Origin of the sequence: Leucobacter sp. USCH14 (genome assembly GCF_037619215.1) — a bacterium.
Taxonomy (GTDB): domain Bacteria; phylum Actinomycetota; class Actinomycetes; order Actinomycetales; family Microbacteriaceae; genus Leucobacter.
The window spans coordinates 1-25,072 of the sequence record NZ_JAQPZP010000013.1; the positions used below are offsets into that span (position 1 = coordinate 1).

26 protein-coding genes, 2 tRNA genes and 1 other RNA gene are annotated in these 25,072 nt (G+C 67.0%); 13 read left to right on the top strand and 16 right to left on the bottom strand.

The genetic code is table 11. From position 1 onward, the window contains the following. Positions 1–54: 54 nt before the first annotated feature. Positions 55–414: a hypothetical protein gene (locus PQI23_RS11995; protein ID WP_339974831.1), complete on the bottom strand. Its 360-nt coding sequence runs from the start codon at positions 412–414 to the stop codon at positions 55–57. Between the two features lie 503 nt (positions 415–917). Further along, complete coding sequence (locus PQI23_RS12000; protein WP_339974833.1) at positions 918–1,130, bottom strand: helix-turn-helix domain-containing protein; 213 nt, start codon at positions 1,128–1,130, stop codon at positions 918–920. Positions 1,131–1,266: 136 nt separating this feature from the next. Between PQI23_RS12000 and PQI23_RS13985 the strand changes: the two genes are divergently transcribed. After that, positions 1,267–1,572: a helix-turn-helix domain-containing protein gene (locus PQI23_RS13985; RefSeq protein ID WP_445238432.1), complete on the top strand. Its 306-nt coding sequence runs from the start codon at positions 1,267–1,269 to the stop codon at positions 1,570–1,572. Here the strand turns inward: PQI23_RS13985 and PQI23_RS12005 are convergent. Continuing rightward, positions 1,532–1,605, bottom strand: a tRNA-Ile gene (locus PQI23_RS12005). The genes PQI23_RS13985 and PQI23_RS12005 overlap by 41 nt on opposite strands. 18 nt (positions 1,606–1,623) lie before the next feature. After that, positions 1,624–2,466, bottom strand: coding sequence for a FadR/GntR family transcriptional regulator (locus PQI23_RS12010; protein ID WP_339974835.1), 843 nt, complete (start codon positions 2,464–2,466; stop codon positions 1,624–1,626). A gap of 238 nt (positions 2,467–2,704) precedes the next feature. On the opposite strand from PQI23_RS12010, the gene hemQ reads away from it, so the two are divergent. Both hemQ and PQI23_RS12020 read left to right on the top strand, forming a co-directional pair. After that, complete coding sequence (gene hemQ / locus PQI23_RS12015; RefSeq protein ID WP_339974837.1) at positions 2,705–3,454, top strand: hydrogen peroxide-dependent heme synthase; 750 nt, start codon at positions 2,705–2,707, stop codon at positions 3,452–3,454. Positions 3,455–3,574: 120 nt separating this feature from the next. Continuing rightward, complete coding sequence (locus PQI23_RS12020) at positions 3,575–4,063, top strand: Dps family protein (protein WP_339974839.1); 489 nt, start codon at positions 3,575–3,577, stop codon at positions 4,061–4,063. A gap of 73 nt (positions 4,064–4,136) precedes the next feature. Here the strand turns inward: PQI23_RS12020 and PQI23_RS12025 are convergent, their stop codons facing one another. The 7 genes from PQI23_RS12025 to aceE form a co-directional block, all read right to left on the bottom strand. After that, positions 4,137–4,925 carry a glutamine amidotransferase gene (locus PQI23_RS12025; protein ID WP_339974841.1) on the bottom strand — a complete coding sequence of 263 codons (789 nt, stop codon included), beginning with the start codon at positions 4,923–4,925 and terminating at the stop codon, positions 4,137–4,139. Between the two features lie 85 nt (positions 4,926–5,010). After that, complete coding sequence (locus tag PQI23_RS12030; protein WP_339974843.1) at positions 5,011–6,249, bottom strand: beta-ketoacyl-[acyl-carrier-protein] synthase family protein; 1,239 nt, start codon at positions 6,247–6,249, stop codon at positions 5,011–5,013. Positions 6,250–6,376: 127 nt separating this feature from the next. Further along, a complete protein-coding gene (locus PQI23_RS12035; RefSeq protein ID WP_010157098.1) occupies positions 6,377–6,625 on the bottom strand; it encodes an acyl carrier protein in 249 nt (82 codons plus the stop codon). A gap of 94 nt (positions 6,626–6,719) precedes the next feature. Then, on the bottom strand, positions 6,720–7,724 hold the full coding sequence (locus PQI23_RS12040) for a beta-ketoacyl-ACP synthase III (protein ID WP_339974852.1): 1,005 nt from the start codon (positions 7,722–7,724) through the stop codon (positions 6,720–6,722). Positions 7,725–7,743: 19 nt separating this feature from the next. Next, positions 7,744–8,664, bottom strand: a complete 921-nt coding sequence (locus PQI23_RS12045) for an ACP S-malonyltransferase (protein ID WP_339974854.1) — start codon at positions 8,662–8,664, stop codon at positions 7,744–7,746. Between the two features lie 115 nt (positions 8,665–8,779). Further along, on the bottom strand, positions 8,780–9,991 hold the full coding sequence (locus tag PQI23_RS12050) for a PucR family transcriptional regulator (RefSeq protein ID WP_339974942.1): 1,212 nt from the start codon (positions 9,989–9,991) through the stop codon (positions 8,780–8,782). A 32-nt stretch (positions 9,992–10,023) separates the two neighbouring features. Then, positions 10,024–12,750 carry a pyruvate dehydrogenase (acetyl-transferring), homodimeric type gene (gene aceE, locus PQI23_RS12055; RefSeq protein ID WP_339974856.1) on the bottom strand — a complete coding sequence of 909 codons (2,727 nt, stop codon included), beginning with the start codon at positions 12,748–12,750 and terminating at the stop codon, positions 10,024–10,026. A gap of 246 nt (positions 12,751–12,996) precedes the next feature. Here aceE and PQI23_RS12060 point away from each other — a divergent pair, with 246 nt between their 5' ends. Together PQI23_RS12060 and PQI23_RS12065 are read left to right on the top strand one after the other, a co-directional pair. Then, positions 12,997–13,464 (top strand): peroxiredoxin, encoded by a 468-nt coding sequence (locus tag PQI23_RS12060; RefSeq protein WP_339974858.1) that lies wholly within the window; start codon positions 12,997–12,999, stop codon positions 13,462–13,464. Positions 13,465–13,527: 63 nt separating this feature from the next. Beyond that, a tRNA-Val gene (locus PQI23_RS12065) sits at positions 13,528–13,601 on the top strand. A 10-nt stretch (positions 13,602–13,611) separates the two neighbouring features. Here PQI23_RS12065 and PQI23_RS12070 read toward each other — a convergent pair. Then, entirely contained in the window at positions 13,612–14,097 is a 486-nt protein-coding gene (locus PQI23_RS12070; protein WP_339974859.1) for a glutathione peroxidase, read from the bottom strand. A 110-nt stretch (positions 14,098–14,207) separates the two neighbouring features. On the opposite strand from PQI23_RS12070, the gene PQI23_RS12075 reads away from it, so the two are divergent. Both PQI23_RS12075 and PQI23_RS12080 read left to right on the top strand, forming a co-directional pair. Further along, on the top strand, positions 14,208–14,744 hold the full coding sequence (locus PQI23_RS12075) for a flavin reductase family protein (protein ID WP_339974861.1): 537 nt from the start codon (positions 14,208–14,210) through the stop codon (positions 14,742–14,744). A 60-nt stretch (positions 14,745–14,804) separates the two neighbouring features. Continuing rightward, positions 14,805–15,869: a glutathione S-transferase family protein gene (locus tag PQI23_RS12080; RefSeq protein ID WP_339974862.1), complete on the top strand. Its 1,065-nt coding sequence runs from the start codon at positions 14,805–14,807 to the stop codon at positions 15,867–15,869. Here the strand turns inward: PQI23_RS12080 and PQI23_RS12085 are convergent. The 4 genes from PQI23_RS12085 to PQI23_RS12100 are packed head-to-tail and all read right to left on the bottom strand — an operon-like array spanning position 15,866 to position 20,113. Next, the gene (locus tag PQI23_RS12085; protein ID WP_339974864.1) at positions 15,866–17,104 is read right to left on the bottom strand and encodes an MFS transporter; all 1,239 of its coding nucleotides are present in this window, start codon (positions 17,102–17,104) and stop codon (positions 15,866–15,868) included. The genes PQI23_RS12080 and PQI23_RS12085 overlap by 4 nt on opposite strands. Continuing rightward, complete coding sequence (locus PQI23_RS12090; protein ID WP_339974866.1) at positions 17,101–17,748, bottom strand: MBL fold metallo-hydrolase; 648 nt, start codon at positions 17,746–17,748, stop codon at positions 17,101–17,103. Before PQI23_RS12090 ends, PQI23_RS12085 begins: the two co-directional genes overlap by 4 nt. A gap of 28 nt (positions 17,749–17,776) precedes the next feature. After that, positions 17,777–18,622 carry a universal stress protein gene (locus PQI23_RS12095; protein WP_339974868.1) on the bottom strand — a complete coding sequence of 282 codons (846 nt, stop codon included), beginning with the start codon at positions 18,620–18,622 and terminating at the stop codon, positions 17,777–17,779. 51 nt (positions 18,623–18,673) lie between these two features. After that, positions 18,674–20,113 (bottom strand): glyceraldehyde-3-phosphate dehydrogenase, encoded by a 1,440-nt coding sequence (locus PQI23_RS12100; protein ID WP_339974870.1) that lies wholly within the window; start codon positions 20,111–20,113, stop codon positions 18,674–18,676. Positions 20,114–20,339: 226 nt separating this feature from the next. Between PQI23_RS12100 and PQI23_RS12105 the strand changes: the two genes are divergently transcribed. From PQI23_RS12105 to rnpB, 6 genes are all read left to right on the top strand, one after another. Beyond that, the gene (locus PQI23_RS12105; protein ID WP_339974872.1) at positions 20,340–21,257 is read left to right on the top strand and encodes a MetQ/NlpA family ABC transporter substrate-binding protein; all 918 of its coding nucleotides are present in this window, start codon (positions 20,340–20,342) and stop codon (positions 21,255–21,257) included. A gap of 81 nt (positions 21,258–21,338) precedes the next feature. Further along, on the top strand, positions 21,339–22,367 hold the full coding sequence (locus tag PQI23_RS12110; protein WP_339974874.1) for a methionine ABC transporter ATP-binding protein: 1,029 nt from the start codon (positions 21,339–21,341) through the stop codon (positions 22,365–22,367). Then, on the top strand, positions 22,367–23,032 hold the full coding sequence (locus PQI23_RS12115) for a methionine ABC transporter permease (RefSeq protein ID WP_339974876.1): 666 nt from the start codon (positions 22,367–22,369) through the stop codon (positions 23,030–23,032). The genes PQI23_RS12110 and PQI23_RS12115 overlap by 1 nt, the downstream gene beginning before the upstream one ends. Before the next feature lie 3 nt (positions 23,033–23,035). Then, positions 23,036–23,881: a Nif3-like dinuclear metal center hexameric protein gene (locus tag PQI23_RS12120; protein WP_339974878.1), complete on the top strand. Its 846-nt coding sequence runs from the start codon at positions 23,036–23,038 to the stop codon at positions 23,879–23,881. Between the two features lie 35 nt (positions 23,882–23,916). Beyond that, positions 23,917–24,645, top strand: coding sequence for a zinc ribbon domain-containing protein (locus tag PQI23_RS12125; protein ID WP_339974880.1), 729 nt, complete (start codon positions 23,917–23,919; stop codon positions 24,643–24,645). A 28-nt stretch (positions 24,646–24,673) separates the two neighbouring features. After that, an RNA gene (gene rnpB / locus PQI23_RS12130) (RNase P RNA component class A) lies at positions 24,674–25,057 on the top strand. Positions 25,058–25,072: the final 15 nt, after the last annotated feature.

Sequence of the window (25,072 nt, forward strand, 5' to 3'; positions counted from 1 at the left end):
CGAGTACGAGGCCATCATGAACGAGCAGGTCGCACTCGCTGCCTGACTAATCTGTCACCTAAACGTGCAGCAGACCCTGTCCGTGTATCGCGGGCGGCCCTTGCGATCGAGAATCGGAGCCCCGTCGCGCATCATCGGCGCTGCAGAGCCGGCCGGCCAACGGTCACGCACCTCGAGGAAGAACCCGTAACGACGGAGCGTGTTCTTCGCGTTCCGCCAGGCGTAATCGGTGAGCCCGAGATCGCGCTTGGCCGTCGCAGGGGTGACCTCGAAGTACTCCGCGTGGGACTGCATGTACAAGAACAGGGCGACTGGGAGACCAGTGATTCGTGGATCGCGCACCCACCAGTTCCGGTAGGTGCCGTACTGATCCTCGAACCGCATCCGCTGCCGGATGATCGAGACGTTGCTCATGACACTCCCGTCACTTACGAGATGATCTCGAGAGCGATCGGCAGAGCGCGACGAGACCGATCGGAAAGAACACGTACAGGAGGACTTTCGCGTCGCAGGTCATGCCCTGCACTGCGTCCCCTCGATCGTTGAGCGCACGACCGGGAGAATTTCCCATCATCTCTGATTCCGTGAAATCGTCGTCGAATGCCCATAACGACAGAGAGATGCTGATTCCTAATGCCAAGAGCAAGTGCGCAAAGCCAATAGCGCAGAACAATTGAAAGTGTTCGGACTCGATGAGAGTAAGTACCCTGCGAGCGAGGGTATCGAGTTTCTCGGTAGTCGCCAGGGTTACGGCTTCGGATGCGAGTCGATCTGAGATAATTGAGATCTCGGGCGCTGGGGAAAGACCGCTAAGTAGTTCAACTGCGCGCGAGACCGTGTCATTATGGTGAGACACGAATCGATGTTCCTTTCTGGGATGTCACCGAACCCCTGGTGTTGGCGCACCGGGGGTTCGTCTATTTGAAAAGCAGTTCTTTTGGCGCTACGGATTCGATAGCCGCGAGCAGCAAGTTGTAGTCGTCGACAGTGAGAGGCACTTTGCCGGTCAACTTTCGTGACACCCACATTTCGTTGCGTCCAATCCGGCGAGCGATCCATGCCCGCGACAGATCACGGTCGACACGTAGCCGCTCCAGTTCGCGAGCAGCTTCATCATTCGAGTTGGGCATGCGACGACACTAACACGAAATGTGCGTAATAGTCACACTTCAGGCTGGATGTGTCGCATATATGGAAATGAAGCACGATAGCGCGGAGAATGGACATATGACAGCTGCAGCCGCAAAAACACACTCCTCGGACATCATGGGGGAGCGCATCGCCGCTCTTTTGTGGAGGAACAGCCTTACAATCTCTAGCTTTGCGGTTCGTCTCGGTAAGGATCGAGCTCAGGTCAGCCGGAAGATGCACGGCCAGGCACGCTGGTACGTCGACGAACTTGCCGACGCTGCGGGGATCCTCAACACGAGTGTCGGCTTTCTGATGGGCGAAACCGATGACGATCGTCGTCCGGCTCATCTCGAGAGTGCGCGAAAGGCTCCCACCGCGAGTGCGGTGGGAGCCGAAGGAGTAGGGCGTGCGGGACTTGAACCCGCGACCGATGGATTATGAGTCCAGTGCTCTAACCGACTGAGCTAACGCCCCCTGGGCAACCGTTCCATCCTAGCGGCGGCGAGTATCGACCTCGAGCGCCGCAGGGGTCGCAGTGTCGGGCTCGGGCTCGGCCTCGGGGTACAACGGTGCGGGTTCAGCGACTTCGCCCGGATCGTACCCCGCGCCGATGAGCGACGCGGCTCGCTCGGTGTGTCGGCTGAAATCGAGCATGTCGGTGCGAAGACCGAGGTCGCGGTCGACGTGCAGGGCCATGGAGTGCGCGGCACTCCGCACGTCGCGCGCTTCGATAGCGCGGAGCACGGCGCCGTGGTCCAGATGCATCGTCTCGATCGTCGTGCCCAGAATCACTCGGCCCTGGGTGCGCGCGCGCTGCAGTACCGAGATGACACCGAGATAGAGGTCGAGAAGGAGCTTGCTGCCGCTCGCTTCGACCACGAGCAGATGGAACGAGCCGGGAGTCGTGCTCTGCTCGCAGGTGATCACCTCGTAGCGCTCCGCATGCTCATCGCGGTGCGCTGCGGCCCGGAGCGCTTCGAGCTGAGCATCGCTCCGATGCACGGCGGCGTGCTGCGCTGCCTCGATCTCGAGCGATCGCCGGTATACCAGCACCTCTTCGAGGTCGTGGTCGGCGAGGAACTCCGTGAGCAGTGTGCTGACCGGCGTCCGCGAACGCACGAAGGTTCCGACCCCGGGAACGGTTTCGAGCATCCCGAACGCCGCGAGCGAGCGAACCGCCTCGCGCACGGTGGACTTGCCGACGCCGATGAGCTCCATGAGTTCGGGCTCTTTCGGTATCAAGTCGCCGACGGCCCAGGCGCTCGAAGAGATCTTCTCGCGCAAGTATTCGAGGGTGTCGCGAGCCTTCTGCGAGCCACGCAGGGGAGTGGTCATACGGAACCTCTAGAACCAGGAGATGAATGTTGAAACCATGGTATCGGACGTCCGCTGGCCACCAGGATGCCGTCCATGCCGCCCGAGCCTCCCATCGCGAGATCGCATACCTCGCGGCACATCAGATGTACAGGGCGCCAGATGGTAGCGTGCTGGTGCACCCTGCGGCGGCCTGAGTTCGGCACCGCACGCGCACCATCATCGCCCCTCCGGGGATCGACCGAGAAAGGGAAGCTGCATGAACGAGGAAGAGCGGCCGCGGGTCAACCATCGACACGTCGCCGAGCAGATCAACGCTGCGACGAACTTCACGATGTACGCGGTATTCAAGGAGCGTCGCGACGCAGCCCATGAATCGGGCCTCGCTAACGGGCTCGGAGCGGCGAACGGCGAAGCATCGGCGAATGTATCCGAGCTCATCGCCGCGCTCGACGGCATCGAGGGCCTGCAGACGCGAGGCTGGTACGACGTATCGGGATTCCGCGCCGACGCGGACCTGCTCGTGTGGTGGCACGCGCCCACCACCGATGCCCTGCAGCGCGCCTATCGCGAGGTCTGGGAATGGAGCGGCGGTCGACTGTCTCCGGTGTGGTCGAACATCGGCGTGCACCGCGCGGCCGAGTTCAATCGCGGCCACGTCCCCGCCTTCCTGGCGGGCGATGCGCCGAAGGAGTACCTCTGCGTGTACCCGTTCGTACGCGGGCGCGACTGGTACTTGCTCCCCGACGCGGAGCGCGGCAAGCTGCTGCGGGAGCACGGCATGGCGGCGCGCGACTACGGCGACGTGCTCGCGAACACGGTCGCATCGTTCGCGCTCGGTGATTACGAGTGGCTGCTCGCCTTCGAAGCCGATGATCTCGTGCGCATCGTCGATCTGATGCGGGAGCTGCGCGCCACCGAGGCGCGTCGCCATGTCATCGAGGAGACGCCGTTCTTCACCGGGCCCCGGCGATCCGCCGAGGAATTGCTCGGACGCATCTCCAGGTAATATTCCTGGGCGTCATCTGGGAATTCGTCTCGCGTTTGGCCAGGCTTGCCTTCCTTGCGCGGCGTAGAAATCGGCGTAGTGTGAAGGTACTCAGTCACACGAACGAAAGGGATTCACTCGATGTCTACTAAGCAGATCACTGTTCCCGCAGCTCAGGGCGACCTGCACCGCCCGTCCGGTGTGGCGCAGTACCTGACCCCCGTCGTGCACGACCTCGTCGCGCTCGCCGTGAACGGCAAGCAGGCTCACTGGCACGTGCGTGGTGAGAACTTCATCGGGGTGCACGAGTACCTCGACACCGTCGTTTCCAATGCGCAGGATGCCGCGGACACGGTCGCGGAGCGCATCGTCGCCCTCGGCCTTCCGATCGACGCGCGCATCGGGACCGTGGCCGCTCGCACCACGACCCCTGAACTGAGCGACGGCTTCCAGCAGTCCAAGGTGACGGTGCGCGAGGTCGTCGCGCAGCTCGATGCCACCCTCGCGACGGTGTACACCGCAGTGAAGGGGCTCGATGACGTCGACCTCGTGAGCCAGGATGTCGTCATCGCGATTGCGCAGCAGCTCGACAAGGACCGCTGGTTCCTGTCATCGCACTTCGCCGAGTAAGACGCGGGCGCTGCTGGCGCGGCTTGCAGAACGGGCGCGATCCCCATCGGGATCGCGCCCGTTCTGCATCTCGTCAGCTTGCGCGGGGAAGCTGCACGGAGGCGGGAGCCGGCCCCCGGTCGCCGCGGTGCGAGTCGAGGTACTCCTCGACGAAACGCCCGAGCACCATATGCGACGCCCGGACGTCCGCCGCCTCGGCCGTGGCGATGATCGCATCGACCTGCGAAGGATCGAAGTAGCCGTGCCCGGCGTACGAACGCACTCGCGCCGTGAATGCCGCCGTATCGAGCTCCGGATGGAACTGCGTGGCGTACACGTTCTCGCCGACCCGAAAAGCCTGGACCGGGCAGGTCGGGGAACTCGCGAGCACCGTGATGCTCGGGGGCACGTCGCTGATGGCCTCTTTGTGACCGACGAACGCGTCGAACGCGGCCGGGAGCTCCTGCAGCAGGGGGTCCGACCGCCCGGCCTCGGTCAGGCTGATGCGCACGGCCTGAGACGGCTCGCCATAGGTGCGGTCGACCCGGGCGCCCTGGTGCGACCCGATCGTGCCGACGCCGTAGCACACCCCGAGAAACGGGAAATCGCGGCGAACGACCTCGTCCAATAGGGCGCTGAGTTCTCGTTCCACACGGCGCTCCGTGGGAGATTTGCGCTCCTCGGGCTCGCTCACTGTGAACGGACTCCCCGCGAGAATGATGCCCGAGTACCGGGTGAAGTCGAGCCCTCCGATCGGTGCACGATCGGCACGGATCCACTCCAACTCGTCGGGCAGCAGACCCGTCAATCTGCAGTAGGCCGCATGCTCATGCGCGGCGACGTCATCCTCTCCACGCGTCGTGATGAGGAGGAACGGCTTCATCCTTCTACCGTACCGCGCGAGCCGCGACGAGCGGCCGCAGGCTGTCATCTCCGGTCATAGACGTCGATAGCGCTCGGAGAGGCCCCTACTCGTACGAGCGAACCGCCAGCACGGCGTTGTGTCCGCCGAACCCGAACGAGTTCGAGATCGCGAGCTGCGGTCCGTCGCCCAGCGACTGCTGCTCGCTCGACACCGTGAGCGGGATCTCGGGATCCTGCGATACGAGATTGATCGTCGGGGGAGCAGTGCGGTGCTGCACGGCGAGCACGGTGAAGATCGCCTCGAGTGCGCCGGTTCCGCCCAGGAGGTGACCAGTGGCGGCCTTCGTCGCCGAGACCGGGATCTCGGTGACGCGGTCGCCGAAGACGTTGCGCAGGGCAGTGTACTCCGCGATGTCACCGACCGGAGTCGACGTCGCGTGCGCGTTGATGTGCGTGACCTCGTCGGGCGTAGCGCCTGCCTGCGATAGAGCGAGCTCGACCGCGCGGCTCGCGCCCTTGCCCTTGGGATCGTTCGCGGTGATGTGGTACGAATCCGCCGTCACGCCGCCACCGGCGATCTCGGCGTAGATCTTCGCTCCGCGTGCGAGCGCGTGTTCTTCGGTCTCGAGTACGAGAGCGCCCGCTCCCTCGCCCATGACGAAGCCGTCGCGGTCGATGTTGTACGGGCGGGAGGCGGTCTCCGGCGAATCGTTGCGCTTCGACAGCGCCTGAGCCGAGTTGAAGGAGGCGAGCGTAATGGGGTGGATCGCGGCTTCGGCGCCTCCCGCGATCACGACGTCCGCCAGTCCCAGCTGCAGGTGCTCGAAGGCATTCGCGATCGATTCCGTGCTGGAGGCGCACGCCGACGCAACCGTGCGGGCGAATGCGCGCGCTTCGAGGTGCATCGAGACTGCGGCGGCCGGTGCGTTCGGCATCAGCATGGGCACCGTCAGCGGCATGACGCGTCGCGGGCCCTTCTCGCGAAGGGTGTCCCACGCGTCGAGCAGTGTCCAGAGTCCGCCGATGCCGGTCGCCCAATCGACGCCGAGACGCTCGGGCTGCACGTCGGGGGTTCCCGCGTCGGCCCAGGCTTCGAGTGCGGCTACCAAGGCGAAGCGGCTCGAGGGATCGAGTCGCTTCGCGACGGGGCGCTCGAGCACCTCGGCGGGATCGACCTTCGCGGTGCCGGCGAACCCGACCGCGAGGCCGTACTCCTCGACCCAGTCGTTGTCGAGCGTGCGAACTCCGGATTCGCCGGCGAGGAGGGCTCGCCAGCTCTCGGGCGCCGTGCCGCCGATGGGCGAGGACGCTCCGATGCCGGTAACGACAATCTTCTTCGTCATGTTGTTCGTGCTCCGCGTTCTGAGAGGGGCTGAAGTCGAGGGAGAGTCGGGGGAGGAGCGAGCGCGGCGGAACCCGGATGGGGTGATAGCTTCCGTTGACCGCCGCGCTTCGCTCGATACCGCGTGCTTAGGCCTGTGCCTTCACGATGAAGTCGACGGCGTCGCCGACGGTCTTGAGGTTCTTGACTTCCTCGTCGGGGATCTTGACGTCGAACTTCTCCTCTGCGTTGACGACGATGGTCATCATCGAGATGGAGTCGATGTCGAGGTCGTCGGTGAAGGACTTGTCGAGCGCCACGACGTCCGCCGCGATGCCGGTCTCGTCGTTGACGAGCTCTGCAAGACCTGCGAGGACCTCTTCATTGCTGAATGCCATTGTGTGTTTCTCCTTGATCGGGGTTTCGGTCGGTGAAAAGTGTATGTCGCGTGCTGCTGCGCGCGAGTTCGACGCGCGTGTGTCGCGTGTCGACTCAGGGGATCTCGATGACCTGAGCGCCGTAGACGAGGCCCGCGCCGAAGCCGATCGTCAGCGCCAGGCCGCCCGACAGTTCGGGCCGTTCCTCGAGCAGCGCGTGGAGCGCCAGCGGGATCGATGCGGCTGAGGTGTTGCCCTGCATCTCGATGTCGCGGGCGATCGCGACGGACTCCGGGAGCTTCAGCTGCTTCGCGAATTCGTCCACAATGCGCATGTTCGCCTGATGCGGAATGAAGGCGGCGAGGTCGGAGGCCTCGATGCCCGACGCTTCGAGCGTCTCGCGGGCCACCTTCGCCATCTCCCAGACCGCCCAGCGGAAGACGGTCTGGCCGTCCTGGCGAAGGGTCGGCCAGGCGACTTCGCCCGGATTGTTGCGGTACTCCTCGAAGGTGGACGTCACTCGGATCGCGTCCCACTTCTCGCCGTCGGAGCCCCAGACGGTGGGGCCGATCCCCGTGTGGTCGCTCGGCCCGACGACCACCGCTCCGGCTCCGTCCGCCAGAAGGAACGAGATGCTGCGGTCCGTCGGATCGACGATGTCGGAGAGCTTCTCCGCGCCGATCACGAGCACGTTGCGGCACACGCCCGAACGCACGAGGGCGTCGGCCTGGGCCACGCCGTAGACGTACCCGGCGCAAGCGGCGGAGATGTCGAACGCTGCAGCAGGCGTGAGCCCGAGACGGTGGGCGGCGAGCGACGCCATCGAGGGAGTGACTGCGACATTCGAGATGGTCGCGATGATCACGCCGTCGATGTCAGCACGGTCGAGGCCGGACTTTTGGATCGCCGACTCGGCGGCCTCGACCGCTAGGTCGACGGCGCCGATCGAGCGACTCGCGCGACGCCGCTGCACGATACCCGTGCGCTGGCGGATCCACTCGTCGGAGGAATCGATCGGTCCGATGAGGTCGTCGTTCGGCACGTCGAGGTCGCCGCGCGCGGCGCCGATCGAGAGAATGCGGGTGTGAGCAGGGCCCGAGGGCTGCACGAGAGCAGGCATGTGCACGGTTCCGTTTCGGTCAGGCAGCCGGGCCGGTGATGAGCGCCACGGCCGCGTCGAGGTCTTCTAGGGTCTTGATCGCGACAGCCGGCGTGCCCTTGAGCGCGCGCTTCGCGATGCCGGTCAGGGCGCCCGCCGGCGCGAGCTCGACGAGACCGCTGATGCCGGACTCCTCGAACCCGGCCATGCACGCATCCCACCGCACGGGGTTCGCGATCTGGGACACGAGGAGGTCGACGAAGCGCCCGCCGTCGGTGACCAGCGAGCCGTCGGAGTTCGTCCAGAGCGGATGACGAGGATCGGTAGGCGTCACGCCTTCCGCGGCTTCGCGCAGCACGGGGATGGCGGAGGACATCGCGTCGGTGTGGAACGCGCCCGCGACCTGGAGCGCGATGACGCGGGCCCCGCGCGGGGCGTCGGCAGTCAGCGCGTCCAGTGCCTCGCGACTTCCAGCCGCGACGATCTGCCCGCCGCCGTTGCGGTTGGCGGGGGTGAGACCGTGCTGGTCGATCTTCGCGAGCACGTCGCCCTCGACGCCTCCCACGACCGCTGCCATGCCCGTATCGGCTCGAGCCGCGGCTTCGGCCATCGCCCGACCGCGCACGGCGACGAGACGAAGCGCTTCGGCCTCGGTCAGCACACCCGCCGCCGCCGCGGCTGCGAACTCTCCCACCGAGTGGCCGGCGATTCCGGCGTCCGCGATGGAGACGCGGGCCGACAGCTCGCGCCACGCGAGCAGACTCGCGGCCACGATGAGCGGTTGAGCGATCGCGGTATCGCGAATGGTGTCGGCGTCGCTCTGCGTTCCGTGCATGACGAGATCGATTCCCGCGTGCTCCGAAGCTTCGCCGAGGAAGTCGCGGGCGCCGGGCAGCTCGAGCCAGGGGGCGAGGAAACCAGGGGTCTGGGAGCCCTGTCCAGGGCAGGCGATGACAATCACGTGTTCCAGTTTCTCAGATCGAGGGCGAAGGGCCTGCATATTTTCGACCACACTTTGCGGGATTCTTTGTGGAACCCCGTCAGTGGAGCACGAGCCTCGCCCGATTGGCGGACCTTCAGCGTGCGCCCTCGCGCTTCGGGGGCGTCGAGCGCCTTCCGTGCTGCGCGATCGACCCCGCGATGAGCGCGGATTGCAGGATCAGGGCTTCTCTCGCCCCCGTGGCATTCCATCCGATGACGTCGGATACCTTCTTCAGGCGGTACCGCACGGTGTTCGGATGCACGAAGAGCTCACGCGCGGTCGCCTCGAGCGACCGTCCGTTGTCGAGATAGCACCAGAGCGTCTCGAGCAGTTCGCCCGAGTGCGCCGAGAGCGGCTCATAGATCTGCTCGATCAGCGTACGTCGTGCGAGTCCGTCACCCGCCAGCGCGCGTTCGGGCAGCAGATCATCGGCGGGTACCGGTCTGGGGGCATGTCGCCACGAGCGCGCCACGGCCACGCCGGCGAGAGCGGCTCGCGCGCTCCGCGAGGCATCCACCAGGTTCTCGACGGTCGGGCCGAGCACGAGCGGACCGTCGGAGAACCCGTCTGCGAGTCGCTGAGCGATCTCGAGGAAGCTCAGGGGCTCGGACGCGCCGCCCGCGCCGTGCTCTGCAGACGGGGTCTCGAGGCGCCCGAGTACCAGCACGAGGCGCGTGCCCTGCAGCCCGATCAGCACGTCGGCGCCCGCGTGGCGCGCCGATCGCCGGAGCTGATCGACGTCGACGTAGCGTTCCGCCGTGCCGACGAGTACCGCGGCCTCGCCGTCGCCGTGCCATCCGAGTGCCGCGATCCTGCTCGGCAGCTCGTCGTCGCTCTCGCCGGTCAGAATCGAGTCGACGACGAGAGCCTCCAGTCGCGCATCCCAGAGGCCGCGCGCTTCCGCAGCCCGAGCGTAGACGTCTGCAGCGGCGAACGCCACGTCGCGCGAGTAGTGGAGCACGGCTTCTCGAAGCGCTTCGCTCTTCGGCGCCACGCGATCCTCCACGACCGACACAACCACGCGAATCAGCTGCAGCGTCTCCTGAAGGCTGATGGAGCGCAGGAGTTCGCGGGGCGCAGCGCTGAAGACGTCAGACGCGATCCAGGGCGTCGAAGAGGGATCCTCGTACCACTGGATGAACGAGCTGATGCCGGTCTGCGCGACGAGGCCGATCGCCGAGCGACGGCTCGGCGGCATGTTCCCGTACCAGGGGAGCGTGTCGTCGAGCCGCGTGATGGTTCGAGTCGACAGCTCCCCGGTGATCGTCCGGAGCCACGCGAGCTCCTGCGATTTCGTGCGATCCATGGACGTGGGTTCCGCCTGCATCCGGCCTCCGCTCAGGACTCCCCGCCCGCGCCGCCCGTCGAACCGGCGTTCACGTCTCCGAGTCGGTACTGCTCGGCGGCGCGGCGCGGTACATCGGCGTCGATCTTGCCCTGCAGCGCCAGACGCTGCAGCACCTTCACGACGACCGACTCGCGGTCGATGCCGAAGTAGCGACGCGCCGCTGCACGCGTGTCGGAGAACCCGAAGCCGTCGGCGCCGAGCACCGAGTAGTCTCCCGGCACGAACGCGCGGATCTGCTCCGGCACCTGGGTCGCCCAGTCGCTCACCGCGACCACGGGGCCCTCCGACCCCTGCAGCTTCTCGGTGAGGTACGGCACGCGCGGCTCCTCGCCGAAGTTGCGGAAGTTGTGATCCTCCGCTGCGACGCCATCGCGGCCGAGCTCCGTCCAGCTCGTGACGCTCCACACGTCGGCCGCGACATCCCAGTCGCGCTCGAGGAGCTTCTGCGCCTGGAGCGCCCACGGCACCGCCACGCCCGAGGCGAGGATCTGCGCGTGGTGAGTGCCGCCCTCGGCGGGCCGCACCTTGTGAATGCCTCGGACGATGCCCTCGACGTCGACGTTCTCAGGCTCCGCCGGGTGCACGATGGGCTCGTTGTAGACGGTCAGGTAGTACATGACGTTCGGATCCGGGTGCTCTCCGCCGTACATCCGCTCGATGCCGGAGCGCACGATGTGCCCGAGCTCGTAGCCGTACGCCGCGTCGTACGAGACGACCGCGGGGTTGGTCGCTGCAAGGGCGATGGAGTGGCCGTCGGCGTGCTGCAGGCCCTCGCCCGTCAGCGTCGTGCGGCCGGCGGTGGCGCCGATCACGAACCCTCGCGCCATCTGGTCGCCGGCGGCCCAGAACGCATCGCCCGTGCGCTGGAACCCGAACATCGAGTAGAAGATGTAGACGGGGATGAGAGGTTCGCCCTGAGTGGAGTACGAGGTGCCGACGGCGGTGAAGGCCGCGGCAGCGCCGGCCTCGTTGATGCCGACGTGCAGCAGCACGCCCTGCGGGCTCTCCTTGTAGGCGAGCAGCAGCTCGCGGTCGACGGAGACGTAGTTCTGCCCGTTCGGGTTGTAGATCTTCGAGGTCGGGAAGTACGAGTCCATGCCGAAGGTGCGAGCCTCGTCGGGGATGATCGGCACGATGCGCGGACCGAAGGTCTTGTCGCGCATGAGGTCCTTGAGCAGGCGCACGAAGACCATGGTCGTCGCCGCTTCCTGCGTGCCCGATCCCTTCGCCGCGATGGCGTAGGTCTTCTTCTCGGGCAGTGCGAGCTCCGTGTGCTTCGTGCGGCGCTCGGGCAGATAGCCGCCCAGCGCGCGGCGGCGCTCGTGGATGTACTGGATCGCCTCGTCGTCGTTGCCCGGGAAGTAGTACGGCGGGCGGTACGGGTCGGCTTCGAGCTGCGCGTCGGAGATCGGAATGCGCATCGTGTCGCGGAACGTCTTGATGTCGTCCAGCGTCATCTTCTTCATCTGGTGCGTCGCGTTGCGGCCCTCGAAGTGCGGGCCGAGGCCGTACCCCTTGACGGTCTTCGCGAGGATGACGGTGGGGCGCCCCTTGTGCGCCAGAGCAGCGGCGTACGCCGCGTAGACCTTGCGGTAGTCGTGACCGCCTCGGCGCAGCTGCCAGATCTGGTCATCGCTGTAGTCGTCGACGAGGTGCATGGCGCGCTCGTCCTTGCCGAAGAAGTGGTTGCGGATGTACGCGCCGTTCTCGGCCTTGTACGTCTGGTAGTCGCCGTCGGGCGTCGTGTTCATGATGTTGAGCAGTGCGCCGTCGACATCGCGCTCGAGCAGGTCGTCCCACTCGCGACCCCAGATGACCTTGATGACGTTCCAGCCTGCGCCGCGGAAGAAGCTCTCGAGCTCCTGGATGATCTTGCCGTTGCCGCGGACCGGGCCGTCGAGGCGCTGCAGGTTGCAGTTGATCACGAAGGTGAGGTTGTCGAGGCCCTCGTTCGCGGCGACCTGCAGCTGCCCGCGGCTCTCGACCTCGTCCATCTCGCCGTCGCCGAGGAACGCCCATACGTGCTGATCGGAGGCGTCCTTGATGCCGCGGTTGGTGAGGTACTTGTTGAGCTGCGCCTGGTAGATCGCGTTGATCGGGCCGAGACCCATCGAAACGGTGGGGAACTGCCAGAAGTCCGGGGCGAGGCGAGGATGCGGGTAGCTCGGGAGGCCGCCGCCGGCGTGCGACTTCTCCTGGCGGAATCCGTCGAGCTGATCCGCCGTGAGACGCCCCTCGAGGAAGGCGCGCGCATACATGCCGGGGGAGGCGTGGCCCTGCGCGAAGATCTGGTCGCCGCCGCCCGGGTGATCCTGCCCGCGGAAGAAGTGGTTGAAGCCAACCTCGTAGAGCGAGGCTGCGGACGCGTACGACGAGATGTGCCCGCCGACGCCGATACCCGGAGCCTGCGCGCGGTGCACCGTCATCGCCGCGTTCCAACGGATCCAGGAACGGTACTTGCGCTCGAGCTCCTCGTTGCCCGGGAAGTCGGGTTCGTCGTTCGAGGCGATCGTGTTGACGTAATCCGTGGTCGGCACCTGCGGCACATTCAGGTGCAGCTGGCGGGAGCGATCGAGCAGGCTCGTCATGATCTCGCGGCCGCGCCCGGCGCCGCGCTCTTCTACGACCGCGTCGAGGGACTCGCGCCATTCGGCGGTCTCCTGCGGATCCTGATCTTCATTTCCGCGTGCGTAGGGATCCTGCGTGTTGACAGCCAAGATTGTGCTCCATTCACCATGAGGCGTGCAGGAGCCAGAACCGCTGGTTGGTGCGTCGGCGCGCTGCACGAAAGGCGCCCGCTGGATTCGCGGGTGTGACTCCACACTATCGAATTTGTACGAAGGATCACCCAGCCGCCGCGCGTCCTGTGTCATTTCAGTACAAACCGCAGGTGATGCCGAGCGCCGCTAGGGTGGTTCGCAGTGCTGTACGAGCGGGCGATGCGCCCCGGATGAGGAGGCCGCATGGTGCTCGCTGCGGGGCACGCAGCTCCCGATTTCACCCTGTCGGATCAGTACGGCGCCGAGATCGTGCTCAGCGAACTGCTGCAGGACGGCCCGGTAGTGCTCGTCTTCGTGCCCTTCGCCTTCTCGCGAATCTGCACGATGGAGTTCGGCGAACTCTCCGGGCACCTGAGCCTCTTCGAGGAGTGCTCGGTGCGCCTGCTGGGCGTCACGGTCGATTCGGAATGGACGTTGCGCGCATGGTCGGATCAGGATCGCTTCGACTTTCCGATCCTCTCCGATTTCTGGCCGCACGGCGACGTCGCCCGGGCATACGACGCGTTCATCGAGCGCACCGGTGCTGCTGCACGCGCCACCGTCGTCATCGCGCAGGACGGACGGATCGCCGCGTCCTTCGTGTCGGATCCCGGCGAGGCCCGTTCACTCGAAGCCTATCGGGAGGCGCTCAGCGCGCTGGCGGTGCAGTGACTCGCGCCGATTTCTCGGACCGTCTTCGTTTCCTCTAAGCTATGGATGCCGCATCGCGGCGAGGGGCCTGTAGCTCAGTTGGTTAGAGCATCTCGTTTACACCGAGAGGGTCGGGGGTTCGAGTCCCTCCGGGCCCACTCTCAGCACCTACCGTGGCAGCGCCGCTTCGATCGCGTCGACGATGGCCGGGTCGTCGGGCTCGACCGTCGGACGAAACCGAGCCACTGATCCGTCGGGCGCGACGAGGAACTTCTCGAAGTTCCACTTCACCCGACCCGACTTCCCGTCCGCATCGGGCACCTCGCGGAGCTGCTCGTACAGCGGGTGCTTGCGCCGCCCGTTCACCTTGACCTTCTCCATGAGCGGGAATGTCACGCCGTACGAAGTCGAGCAGAAGGTCTTGATCTCCTCGCCGTCGCCGGGCTCCTGACCCATGAACTGGTTGCACGGGAAGCCGAGCACCGTGAATCCGCGCTCCTCGTACTGCCGCTGCAGCGCTTCGAGCTTCTCGTACTGCGGGGTGAGCCCGCACTTGGAGGCGACGTTGACGACGAGTACGACGCGGTCGGCGTAATCGGCGAGCGAGGCCGGCTCTCCGTCGATCGTGGTGAAAGGGATGTCGCGAAGCTGCATGCCGACAGCCTATGCCAGGCGCATGACGGAATGAACGGACAGCACGATACGTTGGATTCGATGTCGGGGCGTGTCTGCGTCCCGTTGAGTTCAGGAAAGGCACGGTGCGCATGAGTTCGGCTCCGGAGAATGCAGCGGTGGGGTTCGACGCGAGCGGGGTGACCGGCGCAGACGCTCTGAAACAGGCGTTCAGGGAGCACCCTGCCGGGGTCGCGCTCATCACGGCGATGACTGATGACGGGCCGGTCGGGCTGACCGCGTCCAGCGTCGCCTCGGTCGGCATCGATCCGCCGGCGCTCGCCTTCTCCGTCACGCGCGCGACCGGGAGCGCGGGTGGCGTGCTGGGCGCCGACACGCACCTCGTGCACCTGCTCGACTCCCGTCACGCGGACGTGGCTCAGGCATTCGCGGTCTCCGGCGCCGAGCGCTTCACCGCTGAGCAGGGCTGGGCCTTCCTCGAGACGGGGGAGCCCTACCTGCCGGCCTCCCGGGTGGCATTGCGGTGCCGGCCGCTGCACACGCTGGGCGTGGGGTCGTCGGTGGTCGTCGTCGCCGAGGTACTGGGAGCCGTCTTCGGCGAAGCCGCCGATCCCATGGTGTACGTGGATCGTCGATTCCACACGCTGCCCGCCGCCGATCACGCGTAGCATCGACATCACGAGACGCGATCTCCGCGAGCGGAGATCCGACCGATCAGAGGAGAACCGATGACCGAAACGTCTGAAACATCCATGGGCAGCTATGTGACCGGCGGCGCGTTCGAGCGCGATACCCAGTACATCGAGGATCGCATCGTCGCCGACCCCGCTGCAGTTCGAGCGCTGCCCGCGCCGCCGGAGTCGAAGGTCGGGTCGCTCGGCTTCGGGCTCTCCGAAGGAGCGGAGGCCTGGCCGGTGGAGCCGGGACGCTACCGGCTCATCGCGGCGGCCGCCTGCCCGTGGGCGAATCGCACGCTCATCGTTCGGCGGCTGCTCGGTCTCGAGGACGTCATCTCGCTGGGGCAGCCGGGCCCGGTGCACGACGCGCGATCCTGGACCTTCGATCTCGACCCCGACGGCCGCGACCCGGTGCTCGGCACCGAGCGGTTGCAGGAGAACTACTTCACCCGGTTCCCGGGGTATCCGCGTGGGATCACCGTGCCCGCGATCGTCGACGTGCCGTCAGGTGGTGTCGTGACGAACGACTACCCGCAGATCACGCTCGACTTCTCGACGGAGTGGCGCGAGTTCCATCGCGCCGGCGCTCCCGATCTGCTGCCGAGCGATCAGCTCGACGAGATGTGGCCGGTGATCGAACGCATCTTCACCGAGGTGAACAACGGTGTGTACCGGTGCGGGTTCGCCGGAAGCCAGGAGGCGTACGAGGCCGCGTACGAGCGGCTCTGGGCCGCGATGGACTGGCTCGAGGAGCGTCTCGCGACGCGGAGGTTCCTGATGGGCGACGCGATCACCGAAGCCGATGTGCGCCTCTTCACGACGCTCGCCCGCTTCGATCCCGTGTACCACGGCCATTTCAAGGCGAACCGGAACAAGCTGAGTGAGATGGAGCATCTGTGGGGGTACGCCCGAGATCTTTATCAGACGCCCGGCTTCGGCGACACGATCGACTTCATCCAGATCAAGCAGCACTACTACGCGACGCACGCCGACATCAATCCGACGCGGATCGTGCCCCTCGGGCCGGACCTCGCGAACTGGCGGACGCCGCACGGGCGCGAGCGACTCGGCGGAGAGCCGTTCGGGAACGGAACGCCGCCGGAACCGACGCGCTAGCGGGGAACCGCGATGCCCACGGTATCGAGGTTGCGCGCTTTGTCACGACGCTCGACGGCGATGCCGCTGAGCGCGAGGGCCATGCCGATGACTCCGAGTGCGACGCCGACCCACCCGGGCGCCAGGTAGCCGAAGCCGCCCGCAATGGCGAGCCCGCCGAGCCACGCGCCCAGGCTGTTGCCGACGTTGAACGCGGCATGATTGATCGCGGCTCCGAAGAGCGCCGCCTCGCCCGATACGCGAATCAGGCGGGACTGGATGGACGGCATGAGGATCGACGATGTCACGCCGAGCAGGAACGTGGTGGCGATGAGCCCGACCGGTGTCCAGGCGAGCAGGGCGTAGGCGATGAGCACGGCGATGAACGAGCTGAAGCCGAAGACGATGGTGCGGGTGAGATCCTTGTCGCTGGCCCACCCGCCGGCCAAATTGCCGATGGTCATGCCGAGCCCCAGCCCGGCGAGCACCCACGGCACCGTGGATTCCGGGAGCCCGGCGGAGCGCGTGGTCACTTCGGCGATGTACGAGTAGACGGCGAAGAAGCCGCCGAAACCGATCGCGCCGACGCCGATCATGATCCAGAGTCGATAATTGCGGAGCGCCGAGAGTTCGAGCAGGGCGCTGCGGGCAGGGTTGCCGGGGAAGCGCGGGAGGAAGGCGAGGCAGAGCAGCAGCGTCGCCGTGAAGATGACGGCGACGAGCACGTACGACCAGCGCCATCCGGCGACCTGGCCGATCCACGTCGCGATCGGCACACCCACGACGTTCGCGACCGTGAGACCTGAGAGCGCGAGCGCGATGCCGCGTCCCTGCATTCCCGGGCCCATGATGCGCGCGGCGAGAAGCGACGCGACGCCGAAGTACGCGCCGTGGGGCAGTGCCGCGATGAAACGCGCTACGGCCAGTGCACCGAATGTGGGCATGAACACCGACGCGATCGTGCCGAGGATGAACAGGCCGAGCAGCAGGAAGGCGAGCTTCGTCTGCGACATGCGAGCCGCGAGCACTGCGAAGGTCGGAGCACCCACCACGACGCCGAGCGCGTAGGCAGTGATGAGCCAGCCGGCCTGGGCGATCACGGTGTCCGGAGACGCGGCGAAGCCGGGGAGCAGGTCGCGCGCGATCTCCGGCAGAAAGCCCATCGTGGCGAACTCCGTCACGCCGATGCCGAAGCCGCCGAGCGCGAGTGCGAAGAGCGCGAAGCCGCGTTGCAGGGGAGTGAGGGAGACCTTCACCAGCCGCGCGCGATCCAGCTGTCGAGAGCGGGGAGCTCCGCGGCGATGGTCGTGTTCGCGCCGTGACCGGGAAGCGCGTCGGTCTCTCCCGACAGCGGGAACAGCCGCGTGCGGATCGACTCGATGATCTGCGGGAAGCTCGAGTAGTCCCAGCGCGTCGCACCGGGACCGCCCTGGAACAGGGTGTCTCCGGTGAAGACCGTGCCGAGCGACGGCGCTGCGAAGCACACCGATCCGGGCGTGTGGCCAGGGGTGTGCAGCGTCGCCAGCTCGACCCCCGCGACCATGAAGGAGCCGCCGTGCGCGAGTTCGATGTCGGGCAGATTCTCGTCGTAGGTGTCGCGCCAGATGAACAGATCGTCGGGGTGCAGGTGGATCAGCGCGTCGAGTCGGCTGGCGAGCTCGACGGCGGCGTTCACGTGATCGTTGTGACCGTGCGTGAGAAGAATGCCGAGGGTGTCGCGATCGCCGACCGCGGCCGCGATCGCCGAGGCGTCGTGACTCGCGTCGATCACGACGACCTGCTCGTCGTCGCCCACGATCCAGACGTTGTTCTCGATCGGAACCGCCTCGGGCTCGGCGCCGCCCCGATCGACGAGAATGGTGCCCCGCGTAATGACTCGTTCGATTCGGGGTTCGCTCATACGAGAGCTCCTGTTCGGGTTGGAAGGATCATCCGCGTGTGACGACGACGGGGCAGGGAAGCGCCTGTAGAACTCCGTGGCTCACGGAGCCGAGGAGCAGGCGCGAGATCCCTCCGCGACCGCGACTGCCCACGACGAGCAGTTCCGCGTGCTCGGCGGCCTGCACGAGTGCGGCGACCGGGGAGGACTGCACGATCTCTCGACGTACTTCGAGGTCGGGGTAGCGGTGTGCGATACCGGCGACGCCGATCGCGATCGCCTCCTCCGCGGCGGCCCGCTGCGACTCCACGAGCTCCTCGCTCCACAGGTACTCGAGCCCCGGTGTGAGCGGCGGCATCCAAGCGTAGACCGCTACGAGGGGTACCTCGCGCAGCGACGCCTGCTCGGCGGCGAAGGCGATCGCCCGCTTCGAAGCGTCGGAGCCGTCGACGCCGACGACCACAGGCGCGTTCGGTCGTGCTTCGACCTGCGGAATCACGGCGACGGGGCAGTGCGACGTCGCTGCGACCTTCACCGCACGAGTGCCGAAGAACGATCCCGAGAAGCGGCCGCCCTGGTGCGCGCCGAGCACCACCAGGTCGGCGCGCTTCGAGGCGGACTCGATCTCGGCGATCGGATGCCCGACGACGGCCGACCCGGTGATACCCCCGGCGAACCCGAGCTCGCGAGCGTACGCCATCTCTGCCTGCAGCATCTGCTCCGAGGCCTGCTGCGCTTCGGAGAGGAAGGCGACGCTCTCCGAGAGGAACGAGTCGTCGGCCACGTGGATGAGCTCGACGGAGGCACCGCGCTCCGTGGCTCGGGCGAGGCCCCAGGCGAGGGCGACCCTGCTCTGCTCGGACCCATCTACTCCAATGAGGTACTTCTCAGACATGATCTGTCCTTTCTCTCCGTTGATGCTCGAGTGAGCAGAGCCGCCGGCGCCTCAGCCCGCGAGCGCCGGAAGATGGGCGGGGTGCCCGCCGGCGAGGTGCTCGATGATGCGCACGACCTGGCAGCTGTAGCCGTACTCGTTGTCGTACCAGACGTAGACGACCGCGCTGTCTCCGGTAGCGATGGTCGCGAGTCCGTCGACGATTCCGGCGCGGTTCGAGCCGACGAAGTCGGTGGAGACGATCTCATCCGATTCGACGTAGTCGATCTGCGTGCGCAGGGCGCCGGTCAGCGACACCTCCTCGAGCGTCGCGTTGATCTCTTCGCGCGTGGTCTCGCGATCGAGCTGCAGGTTGAGCACGGCCATCGAGACGTCGGGCGTGGGCACGCGAATCGCGTTGCCCGTGAGCTTTCCGGCGAACTCGGGGAGCGCCTTGGCGACCGCCTTGGCAGCGCCGGTCTCCGCGAGAACCATGTTGAGCGCAGCCGAGCGGCCGCGGCGGGCGCCCTTGTGGAAGTTGTCGGTCAGGTTCTGGTCGTTGGTGTACGAGTGCACCGTCTCGACGTGCCCGCGCGTGACGCCGAATCGATCGTTGAGCACCTTCAGCACCGGCGTGATGGCGTTCGTCGTGCACGAAGCGGCGCTGAGAATCTGCTGGTCGTCGGTGATGGCATCGTGATTCACTCCGTAGACCACGTTCAGGAGCTCGCCCTTGCCGGGAGCGGTGAGTAGCACGCGGGAGATGCCCGGGTTCTGCAGGTGCTGCGCAAGCCCCTCGGCGTCGCGCCACCGGCCGGTGTTGTCGGCGAGGATCGCGTTCTCGATGCCGTACCGGCCGTAGTCGACGTTCGCGGGATCGTCGGAGTAGATCACCTGGATGCGCACGCCGTTCGCGAGGATCACGTTCTCGTCCTCGAGCACCTTGATGGTGCCGTTGAACGGACCGTGCACCGAATCGCGCTTCAGCAGGTTCGCGCGCTTCTCGAGGTCGTTGTCCGCCCCGCGTCGCACCACGATCGCGCGGAGGTTCAGACCGTTGCCGCTGCCCGTGTGCTCGATGATGATGCGCGCCAGCAGGCGGCCGATACGACCGAAGCCGTAGAGCACGACATCGGTGCCGCGCCCGGGCGTCGCCGCGTCCGCAGCCGGAAGCGCCTCACGCAGGTATGCGTCGAGATCATCGCTGCTGGAGTCGCGGAACGCCTTGGCGAGCAGAGCGAGGTCGACCGACGCGGGACCGGGCTGAATGCGCGCAAGCGCGGAGACGATCGCCGATGTCTCGCCGAGCGGCAACTCGACGTCGTCGATCTTCCGCGCGAAGCTGTGGGCGCGGATGATGTCGATGGGGGAGCGGCCGACGAGGCTGCGCCCGTGCACCGACATGACGACGTCGTGGTCGCGGTAGAGCTGGCCGATGAGCGGGATCATGCGCTCCGCGAGCTCCTGCTTCGACTTCCACGCTTCGAGGTGATCGTCAGCACGCTGGTTCATGTGAACGGAGGGTTCCTTCCTGAGGTGTACACGAGGGATCGGCCTGCCCGCCGGAGACGTTCGACGTCTCACCACCAGTATCCCACGGGCGCATTGCGGATGCGCCCGCCGCGCGCATGACGCCGTGTGACAGACGGATTTCGGGCGGCACCGCCCGTCGCACATGCTGGAGTGCGACCCCGCGGGCGACCGACCCGCATCCCCAATCCCGACATTGAGGACCACTATGACGTTCACGAAGCGCGGCACCCTCGCCGCCTCTCTCACCGCCTGCGCACTCGCCGCCGCCACCGTGCTCGCGGGCTGCTCCACCGGAGCTTCCGACAGTGCGGAGGGCTCCGGCGAAGGCTCCGAGACGGTGCGCATCGGCGTCGTCGGCGCGAGCGACCCGTACTGGCAGACGTTCACCGATGCGGCCGCCGACGAGGGCATCACCGTCGAACTGGTCGACTTCACCGATTACAACCAGCCGAACCCGGCTCTCGCCGAGGGCGAGCTCGATCTGAACCAGTTCCAGCACATCCAGTACCTCGCCGACTACAACGTCTCGAACGACGACGACCTGGTGTCGGTGGGCGCGACCGCCATCTACCCGCTCGGCGTCTTCTCGACGAAGCACGACGCGCTCGAAGACATTCCCGAGGGCGGCACCGTCGCGATCCCGTCGGATCCGAGCAACCGCGCCCGTGCGCTGAACGTGCTGCACGCGGCGGAGCTCATCGAGCTCTCCGACGGCGGCACCCTGTTCTCGACCCCCGACGACGTCGACGCGGCGAAGTCGAAGGTCGAGGTCACCGAGATGGACGCGTCGTTCACCGCGACCTCGCTGGCCGATGTCGATGCCGCCGTCGTCAACAACGACTTCGTGACCGATGCCGGGCTCGAGTTCTCCGAGGCTCTCTACCAGGACGATCCGAGCGATGAGGGTGCGAAGTACTTCATCAACATCTTCGCTGCACGGGCCGACGACGCCGACAACGAGACCTTCGCGAAGCTGGTCGAGATCTACCAGACCAACGATGAGGTGCAGGCGGGCGTCGCCGAGAACTCCGGCGATTCCGCGATCCTGCTCGACACCCCCGTGACGGAGCTGCAGGAGATTCAGGAAGACGCCGAGGCGCAGATCGCCGAGAGCAAGGGCTGATTAGACTCGCTGATTCCGCATAGGATCGGGGCGTTCGGTTTTCCGAGCGCCCCGTTGCTGTGAGACCCGAAAGGAGACGCGATGACCCGCGTCCAGATGATCGGCGTGTCCAAGCGCTACCCGGGCCGAGGGGCGAACGCCGCGCCCGTCGTCGCCGTCGACGATGTGACGATCGACGTCGGGTCCGGCGAGATCCACGCCATCATCGGCTACTCCGGTGCGGGCAAGAGCACGCTGCTGCGGCTCGTCAACGGGCTCGAGCAGGCCACCGACGGTCGGATCCTCGTCGGCGACGACGAGATCACCGCGCTTCCCGAATCGAAGCTCCGCTCGGTGCGCGGCCGGATCGGCATGATCTTCCAGCAGTTCAATCTCTTCCATGCGAAGAAGGTCGCGAAGAACGTCGAGTATCCGCTGGTGGTGGCCGGTGTGCCCGCGGCCGAGCGCAAGCGCCGCGTGGCCGAACTGCTCGATTTCGTCGGACTGGCCGAGAAGAGCGGCGCCTACACCGACCAGCTCTCCGGCGGCCAGAAGCAGCGCGTCGGCATCGCTCGCGCGCTTGCGACCAACCCGGGCGTGCTGCTCGCCGATGAGGCCACGAGCGCGCTCGACCCGCAGACCTCGCGCGAGGTGCTCGCACTGCTGAAGCGGGTGAACGCCGAATTCGGCATCACCATCATCCTGATCACGCACGAGATGGAGGTCGTGCGCGAGATCGCCGACCGCGTGACCGTGATGGACTCCGGCCGTGCGGTCGAGCAGGGCGACGTGTTCGACGTGTTCTCCGATCCGCAATCGCAGACCACGAGGCGATTCGTCGCGACCGCGCTGCCGACCGAGCCGCGGGCGGAGCGCCTCGACGAGCTTCGAGAGCGCCATCGCGGCAGGCTCGTGTCGCTCACGTTCCGAGACGGCGATGTGGATCAGCCCGTCGTGTTCCGCACCCTCGCCGAGCGCGGTGTCGGCGTGAGCATCGTGCACGGCGGCATCACCGACGTCGGCGGCCGAAGCTTCGGCAAGCTCACGCTGGAGCTCATCGGCGACGACCTCAAGGTCGAGCACGCCATCGCAGCGCTCGCGCAGGAGACGGAACTGGAGGTGCTCGTCTGATGGACAATCTCATCGAACTGCTCTCGAACGGCAAGTTCCTCGAGGCGACGGTGCAGACGCTCACGTACGTCGTCATCGCGATGGGGCTCGGCGGAGCTCTCGGGCTCGTGCTGGGCGTGCTGCTCACCGTGACGCGTCAGGGCGGCGTGCTGCAGAACCGCGGCGTGTACGTCGTGCTCAACTTCCTGGTGAACTTCTTCCGCCCGATCCCGTTCGTCATCCTGATCGCCGCGATTCAGCCGCTGGCCCGCGTGGTCGTCGGAACGGGCATCGGCGATCGGGCACTGATCTTCGTGCTCACCTTCGCAGCCACCTTCGGCATCGCCCGTCTGGTCGAGCAGAATCTGCTCACCGTTCCGCCCGGCGTCATCGAGGCCTCGCGAGCGATGGGCGCCGGGCCGCTTCGGACCATCCTCACCGTCCTGATCCCGGAAGGGCTCGGCCCGGTCGTGCTGGGCTACACGTTCGCCTTCATCGCCGTCGTCGACATGACCGCGATGGCCGGGGTCATCGGCGGAGGCGGACTCGGCAACCTCGCGCTCCAGTACGGGTACCGGCAGTTCAACCCGTGGGTGACCTGGGCCGCCGTACTGCTCATCATCGTGATCGTGCAGCTGGTGCAGCTGCTCGGCAACATCATCGCCCGCAAGCTGCTGAGGAGGTAGGCCGTGTCAGAAGACCCGGGATCGCTCGCACTCGCCGATCTGAGGTCGGTCGCCGAAGAGCTGTGGCCGGCCGCACTCGCCGAGTCGTGGGACCGCGTCGGGCTCGTCTCGGGTGCCGATGCGGCGCCGCTGAGGCGCGTCCTCCTCGCGGTCGACGCGGTGGATGCGACGGTGACCGAGGCGCTCGACTGGGGTGCGGATGCGCTGCTGACCCATCATCCGCTGCTGCTCCGCGGCGTGCACACCCTCGCCGAGGACACGGCGAAGGGGGCGCTGCTCGCCCGGCTGATCCGAGGCGGATGCGCCCTCCTCGCTGAGCACACGAACGCCGATCAACCGGTCGGCGGCGTCTCCGACGTGATCGCCGAACGCCTCGGACTCGGTGAGAGCGCGCCGATCGTGCCGCACGCTTCCGACCCGAAGGTCGGCATCGGCCGCGTCGGCACGCTTCCTGCCCCGGAGACGCTGCGCGACTTCGCCACCCGGGTCGCGGCGAAGATGCCGTCGACGGTCTCCGGCGTGCGGGTCTCCGGCGATCCGGATCGCATGGTGCAGCGCGTTGCGCTCCTCGGAGGCGCCGGCGACAGCCTGCTGGACCACCCGCTCGTGCGCGCCGCCGACGTCTACCTCACGTCGGACCTGCGGCATCACCCCGCGCAGGAAGCCGTGGAGACCGCCGCAGTCGCAGACGGGCCCGCGCTCGTCGACGTCGCGCACTGGGCGAGTGAATCGCTGTGGCTCGAGGGCGCCGCAGCGCGCCTGTCCGAGCGCCTCCCGGGGGTCGAATTCAGAGTCAGCGGCATTCGCACCGACCCGTGGTCGTTCTCGGTCGGCGCTCGTTCTGCGTGAGACCCGGAACGGGCGGTGGCGGTAGGCTGGCGTCCATGAAGGCCAGCCCGCGGCAGCAGCGACTCCTGCTCGATCTCCAAGACCTCGACAACACGATCGCGCGGCTTCGACGCAGACGCGCGACGCTGCCCGAGCGCGAAGAGCTCACCGGGCTGAGCGGTGACGCCGCCGAGGCGAGAGCGAAGTTCATGGCGGCGCAGCGTGAGCTGGACACGCAGAACGCGGATCTCGAGCGCATCGAGGCCGATGTCGTACTCGTGCAGCAGCGACGAGACCGCGACGAGCAACTGCTGTCGGCGAGCACGTCGAGCAAGGAAGCCCAGGCGCTGCAATCCGAGCTCGAGGCGCTCACCCGACGTCAGTCGGAGCTCGAGGACCGCGAGCTCGAGCTCATGGAGGCGCAGGAGCGTGCTCAGCGAGCATTCTCGTCGGCCGAGGAGCTGTTCGCGGGTGTCGACGCTCGACGGGTCGACATCGAGGCTCGCATTACGGAGGCCGAGCAGCGCATCGACCGGGATCTCGCATCGAACGCGGAGGAGCGCGCCGGTGTCGCCGCGGAGCTGCAGCGGGACGTGCTCGGGCTCTACGAGGAGATCCGCAAGCGGGTGGGGATCGGCGCGGCCCGTCTGCGGGGAAACGTCTCCGAGGCGAGCAACATGGCGCTCGCTCCGGCGGAGTTGAGCGGCATCAGGGCTGCGGCGCCCGATGAGATTGTGTTCTGCCCCGGAACGGGCGCGATCCTCGTGCGCGTCGAAGACGAGTGAGCGGCGTCGAGTAAGCTGATCACTGGAATGGGTCGGTGAGACGATCGCGTCGATCCCGCGGCTTCGGCAACGGGATCGCCGAGGAACGTCCGGGCTCCGCAGGGGAGAACGGTGGGTAACGCCCACCCGGGGCAACCCGCGAGAAAGTGCAACAGAGAGTAGACCGCCCGATGCGGCTCGCCGCGTCGGGTAAGGCTGAAAGGGTGGTGTAAGAGACCACCGGCGTCCGTGGCGACACGGGCGGCCAGGTAAACCTCGTTCGGAGCAAGGCCAGACAGAGGATGATGACGCGCCCCGCCGAGTCCTCGGGTAGGCCGCTGGAGGGTGCCGGCAACGGTACTCCGAGAGAGATGGTCGTCGCCGGCCGGTTCGCCGGCCGGAACAGAACCCGGCGTATGATCCGGCCCATTCCACCCCCGTCGCCCGG

What these genes read in the sequence shown, in the direction of transcription:
- PQI23_RS11995 (WP_339974831.1), bottom strand. Translation starts at nt 414, where the DNA reads ATGAGCAACGTCTCGATCATCCGGCAGCGGATGCGGTTCGAGGATCAG.
- PQI23_RS12105 (WP_339974872.1), top strand. Translation starts at nt 20,340, where the DNA reads ATGACGTTCACGAAGCGCGGCACCCTCGCCGCCTCTCTCACCGCCTGC.
- PQI23_RS12125 (WP_339974880.1), top strand. Translation starts at nt 23,917, where the DNA reads ATGAAGGCCAGCCCGCGGCAGCAGCGACTCCTGCTCGATCTCCAAGAC.
- PQI23_RS12080 (WP_339974862.1), top strand. Translation starts at nt 14,805, where the DNA reads ATGACCGAAACGTCTGAAACATCCATGGGCAGCTATGTGACCGGCGGC.
- PQI23_RS12010 (WP_339974835.1), bottom strand. Translation starts at nt 2,466, where the DNA reads ATGACCACTCCCCTGCGTGGCTCGCAGAAGGCTCGCGACACCCTCGAA.
- PQI23_RS12075 (WP_339974861.1), top strand. Translation starts at nt 14,208, where the DNA reads ATGAGTTCGGCTCCGGAGAATGCAGCGGTGGGGTTCGACGCGAGCGGG.
- hemQ (WP_339974837.1), top strand. Translation starts at nt 2,705, where the DNA reads ATGAACGAGGAAGAGCGGCCGCGGGTCAACCATCGACACGTCGCCGAG.
- PQI23_RS12095 (WP_339974868.1), bottom strand. Translation starts at nt 18,622, where the DNA reads ATGTCTGAGAAGTACCTCATTGGAGTAGATGGGTCCGAGCAGAGCAGG.
- PQI23_RS12000 (WP_339974833.1), bottom strand. Translation starts at nt 1,130, where the DNA reads ATGCCCAACTCGAATGATGAAGCTGCTCGCGAACTGGAGCGGCTACGT.
- PQI23_RS12070 (WP_339974859.1), bottom strand. Translation starts at nt 14,097, where the DNA reads ATGCAGCTTCGCGACATCCCTTTCACCACGATCGACGGAGAGCCGGCC.
- PQI23_RS12020 (WP_339974839.1), top strand. Translation starts at nt 3,575, where the DNA reads ATGTCTACTAAGCAGATCACTGTTCCCGCAGCTCAGGGCGACCTGCAC.
- PQI23_RS12090 (WP_339974866.1), bottom strand. Translation starts at nt 17,748, where the DNA reads ATGAGCGAACCCCGAATCGAACGAGTCATTACGCGGGGCACCATTCTC.
- PQI23_RS12110 (WP_339974874.1), top strand. Translation starts at nt 21,339, where the DNA reads ATGACCCGCGTCCAGATGATCGGCGTGTCCAAGCGCTACCCGGGCCGA.
- PQI23_RS12115 (WP_339974876.1), top strand. Translation starts at nt 22,367, where the DNA reads ATGGACAATCTCATCGAACTGCTCTCGAACGGCAAGTTCCTCGAGGCG.
- PQI23_RS12030 (WP_339974843.1), bottom strand. Translation starts at nt 6,249, where the DNA reads ATGACGAAGAAGATTGTCGTTACCGGCATCGGAGCGTCCTCGCCCATC.
- PQI23_RS12025 (WP_339974841.1), bottom strand. Translation starts at nt 4,925, where the DNA reads ATGAAGCCGTTCCTCCTCATCACGACGCGTGGAGAGGATGACGTCGCC.
- PQI23_RS12060 (WP_339974858.1), top strand. Translation starts at nt 12,997, where the DNA reads ATGGTGCTCGCTGCGGGGCACGCAGCTCCCGATTTCACCCTGTCGGAT.
- PQI23_RS12100 (WP_339974870.1), bottom strand. Translation starts at nt 20,113, where the DNA reads ATGAACCAGCGTGCTGACGATCACCTCGAAGCGTGGAAGTCGAAGCAG.
- PQI23_RS13985 (WP_445238432.1), top strand. Translation starts at nt 1,267, where the DNA reads ATGGGGGAGCGCATCGCCGCTCTTTTGTGGAGGAACAGCCTTACAATC.
- PQI23_RS12040 (WP_339974852.1), bottom strand. Translation starts at nt 7,724, where the DNA reads ATGCCTGCTCTCGTGCAGCCCTCGGGCCCTGCTCACACCCGCATTCTC.
- PQI23_RS12035 (WP_010157098.1), bottom strand. Translation starts at nt 6,625, where the DNA reads ATGGCATTCAGCAATGAAGAGGTCCTCGCAGGTCTTGCAGAGCTCGTC.
- PQI23_RS12050 (WP_339974942.1), bottom strand. Translation starts at nt 9,991, where the DNA reads ATGGATCGCACGAAATCGCAGGAGCTCGCGTGGCTCCGGACGATCACC.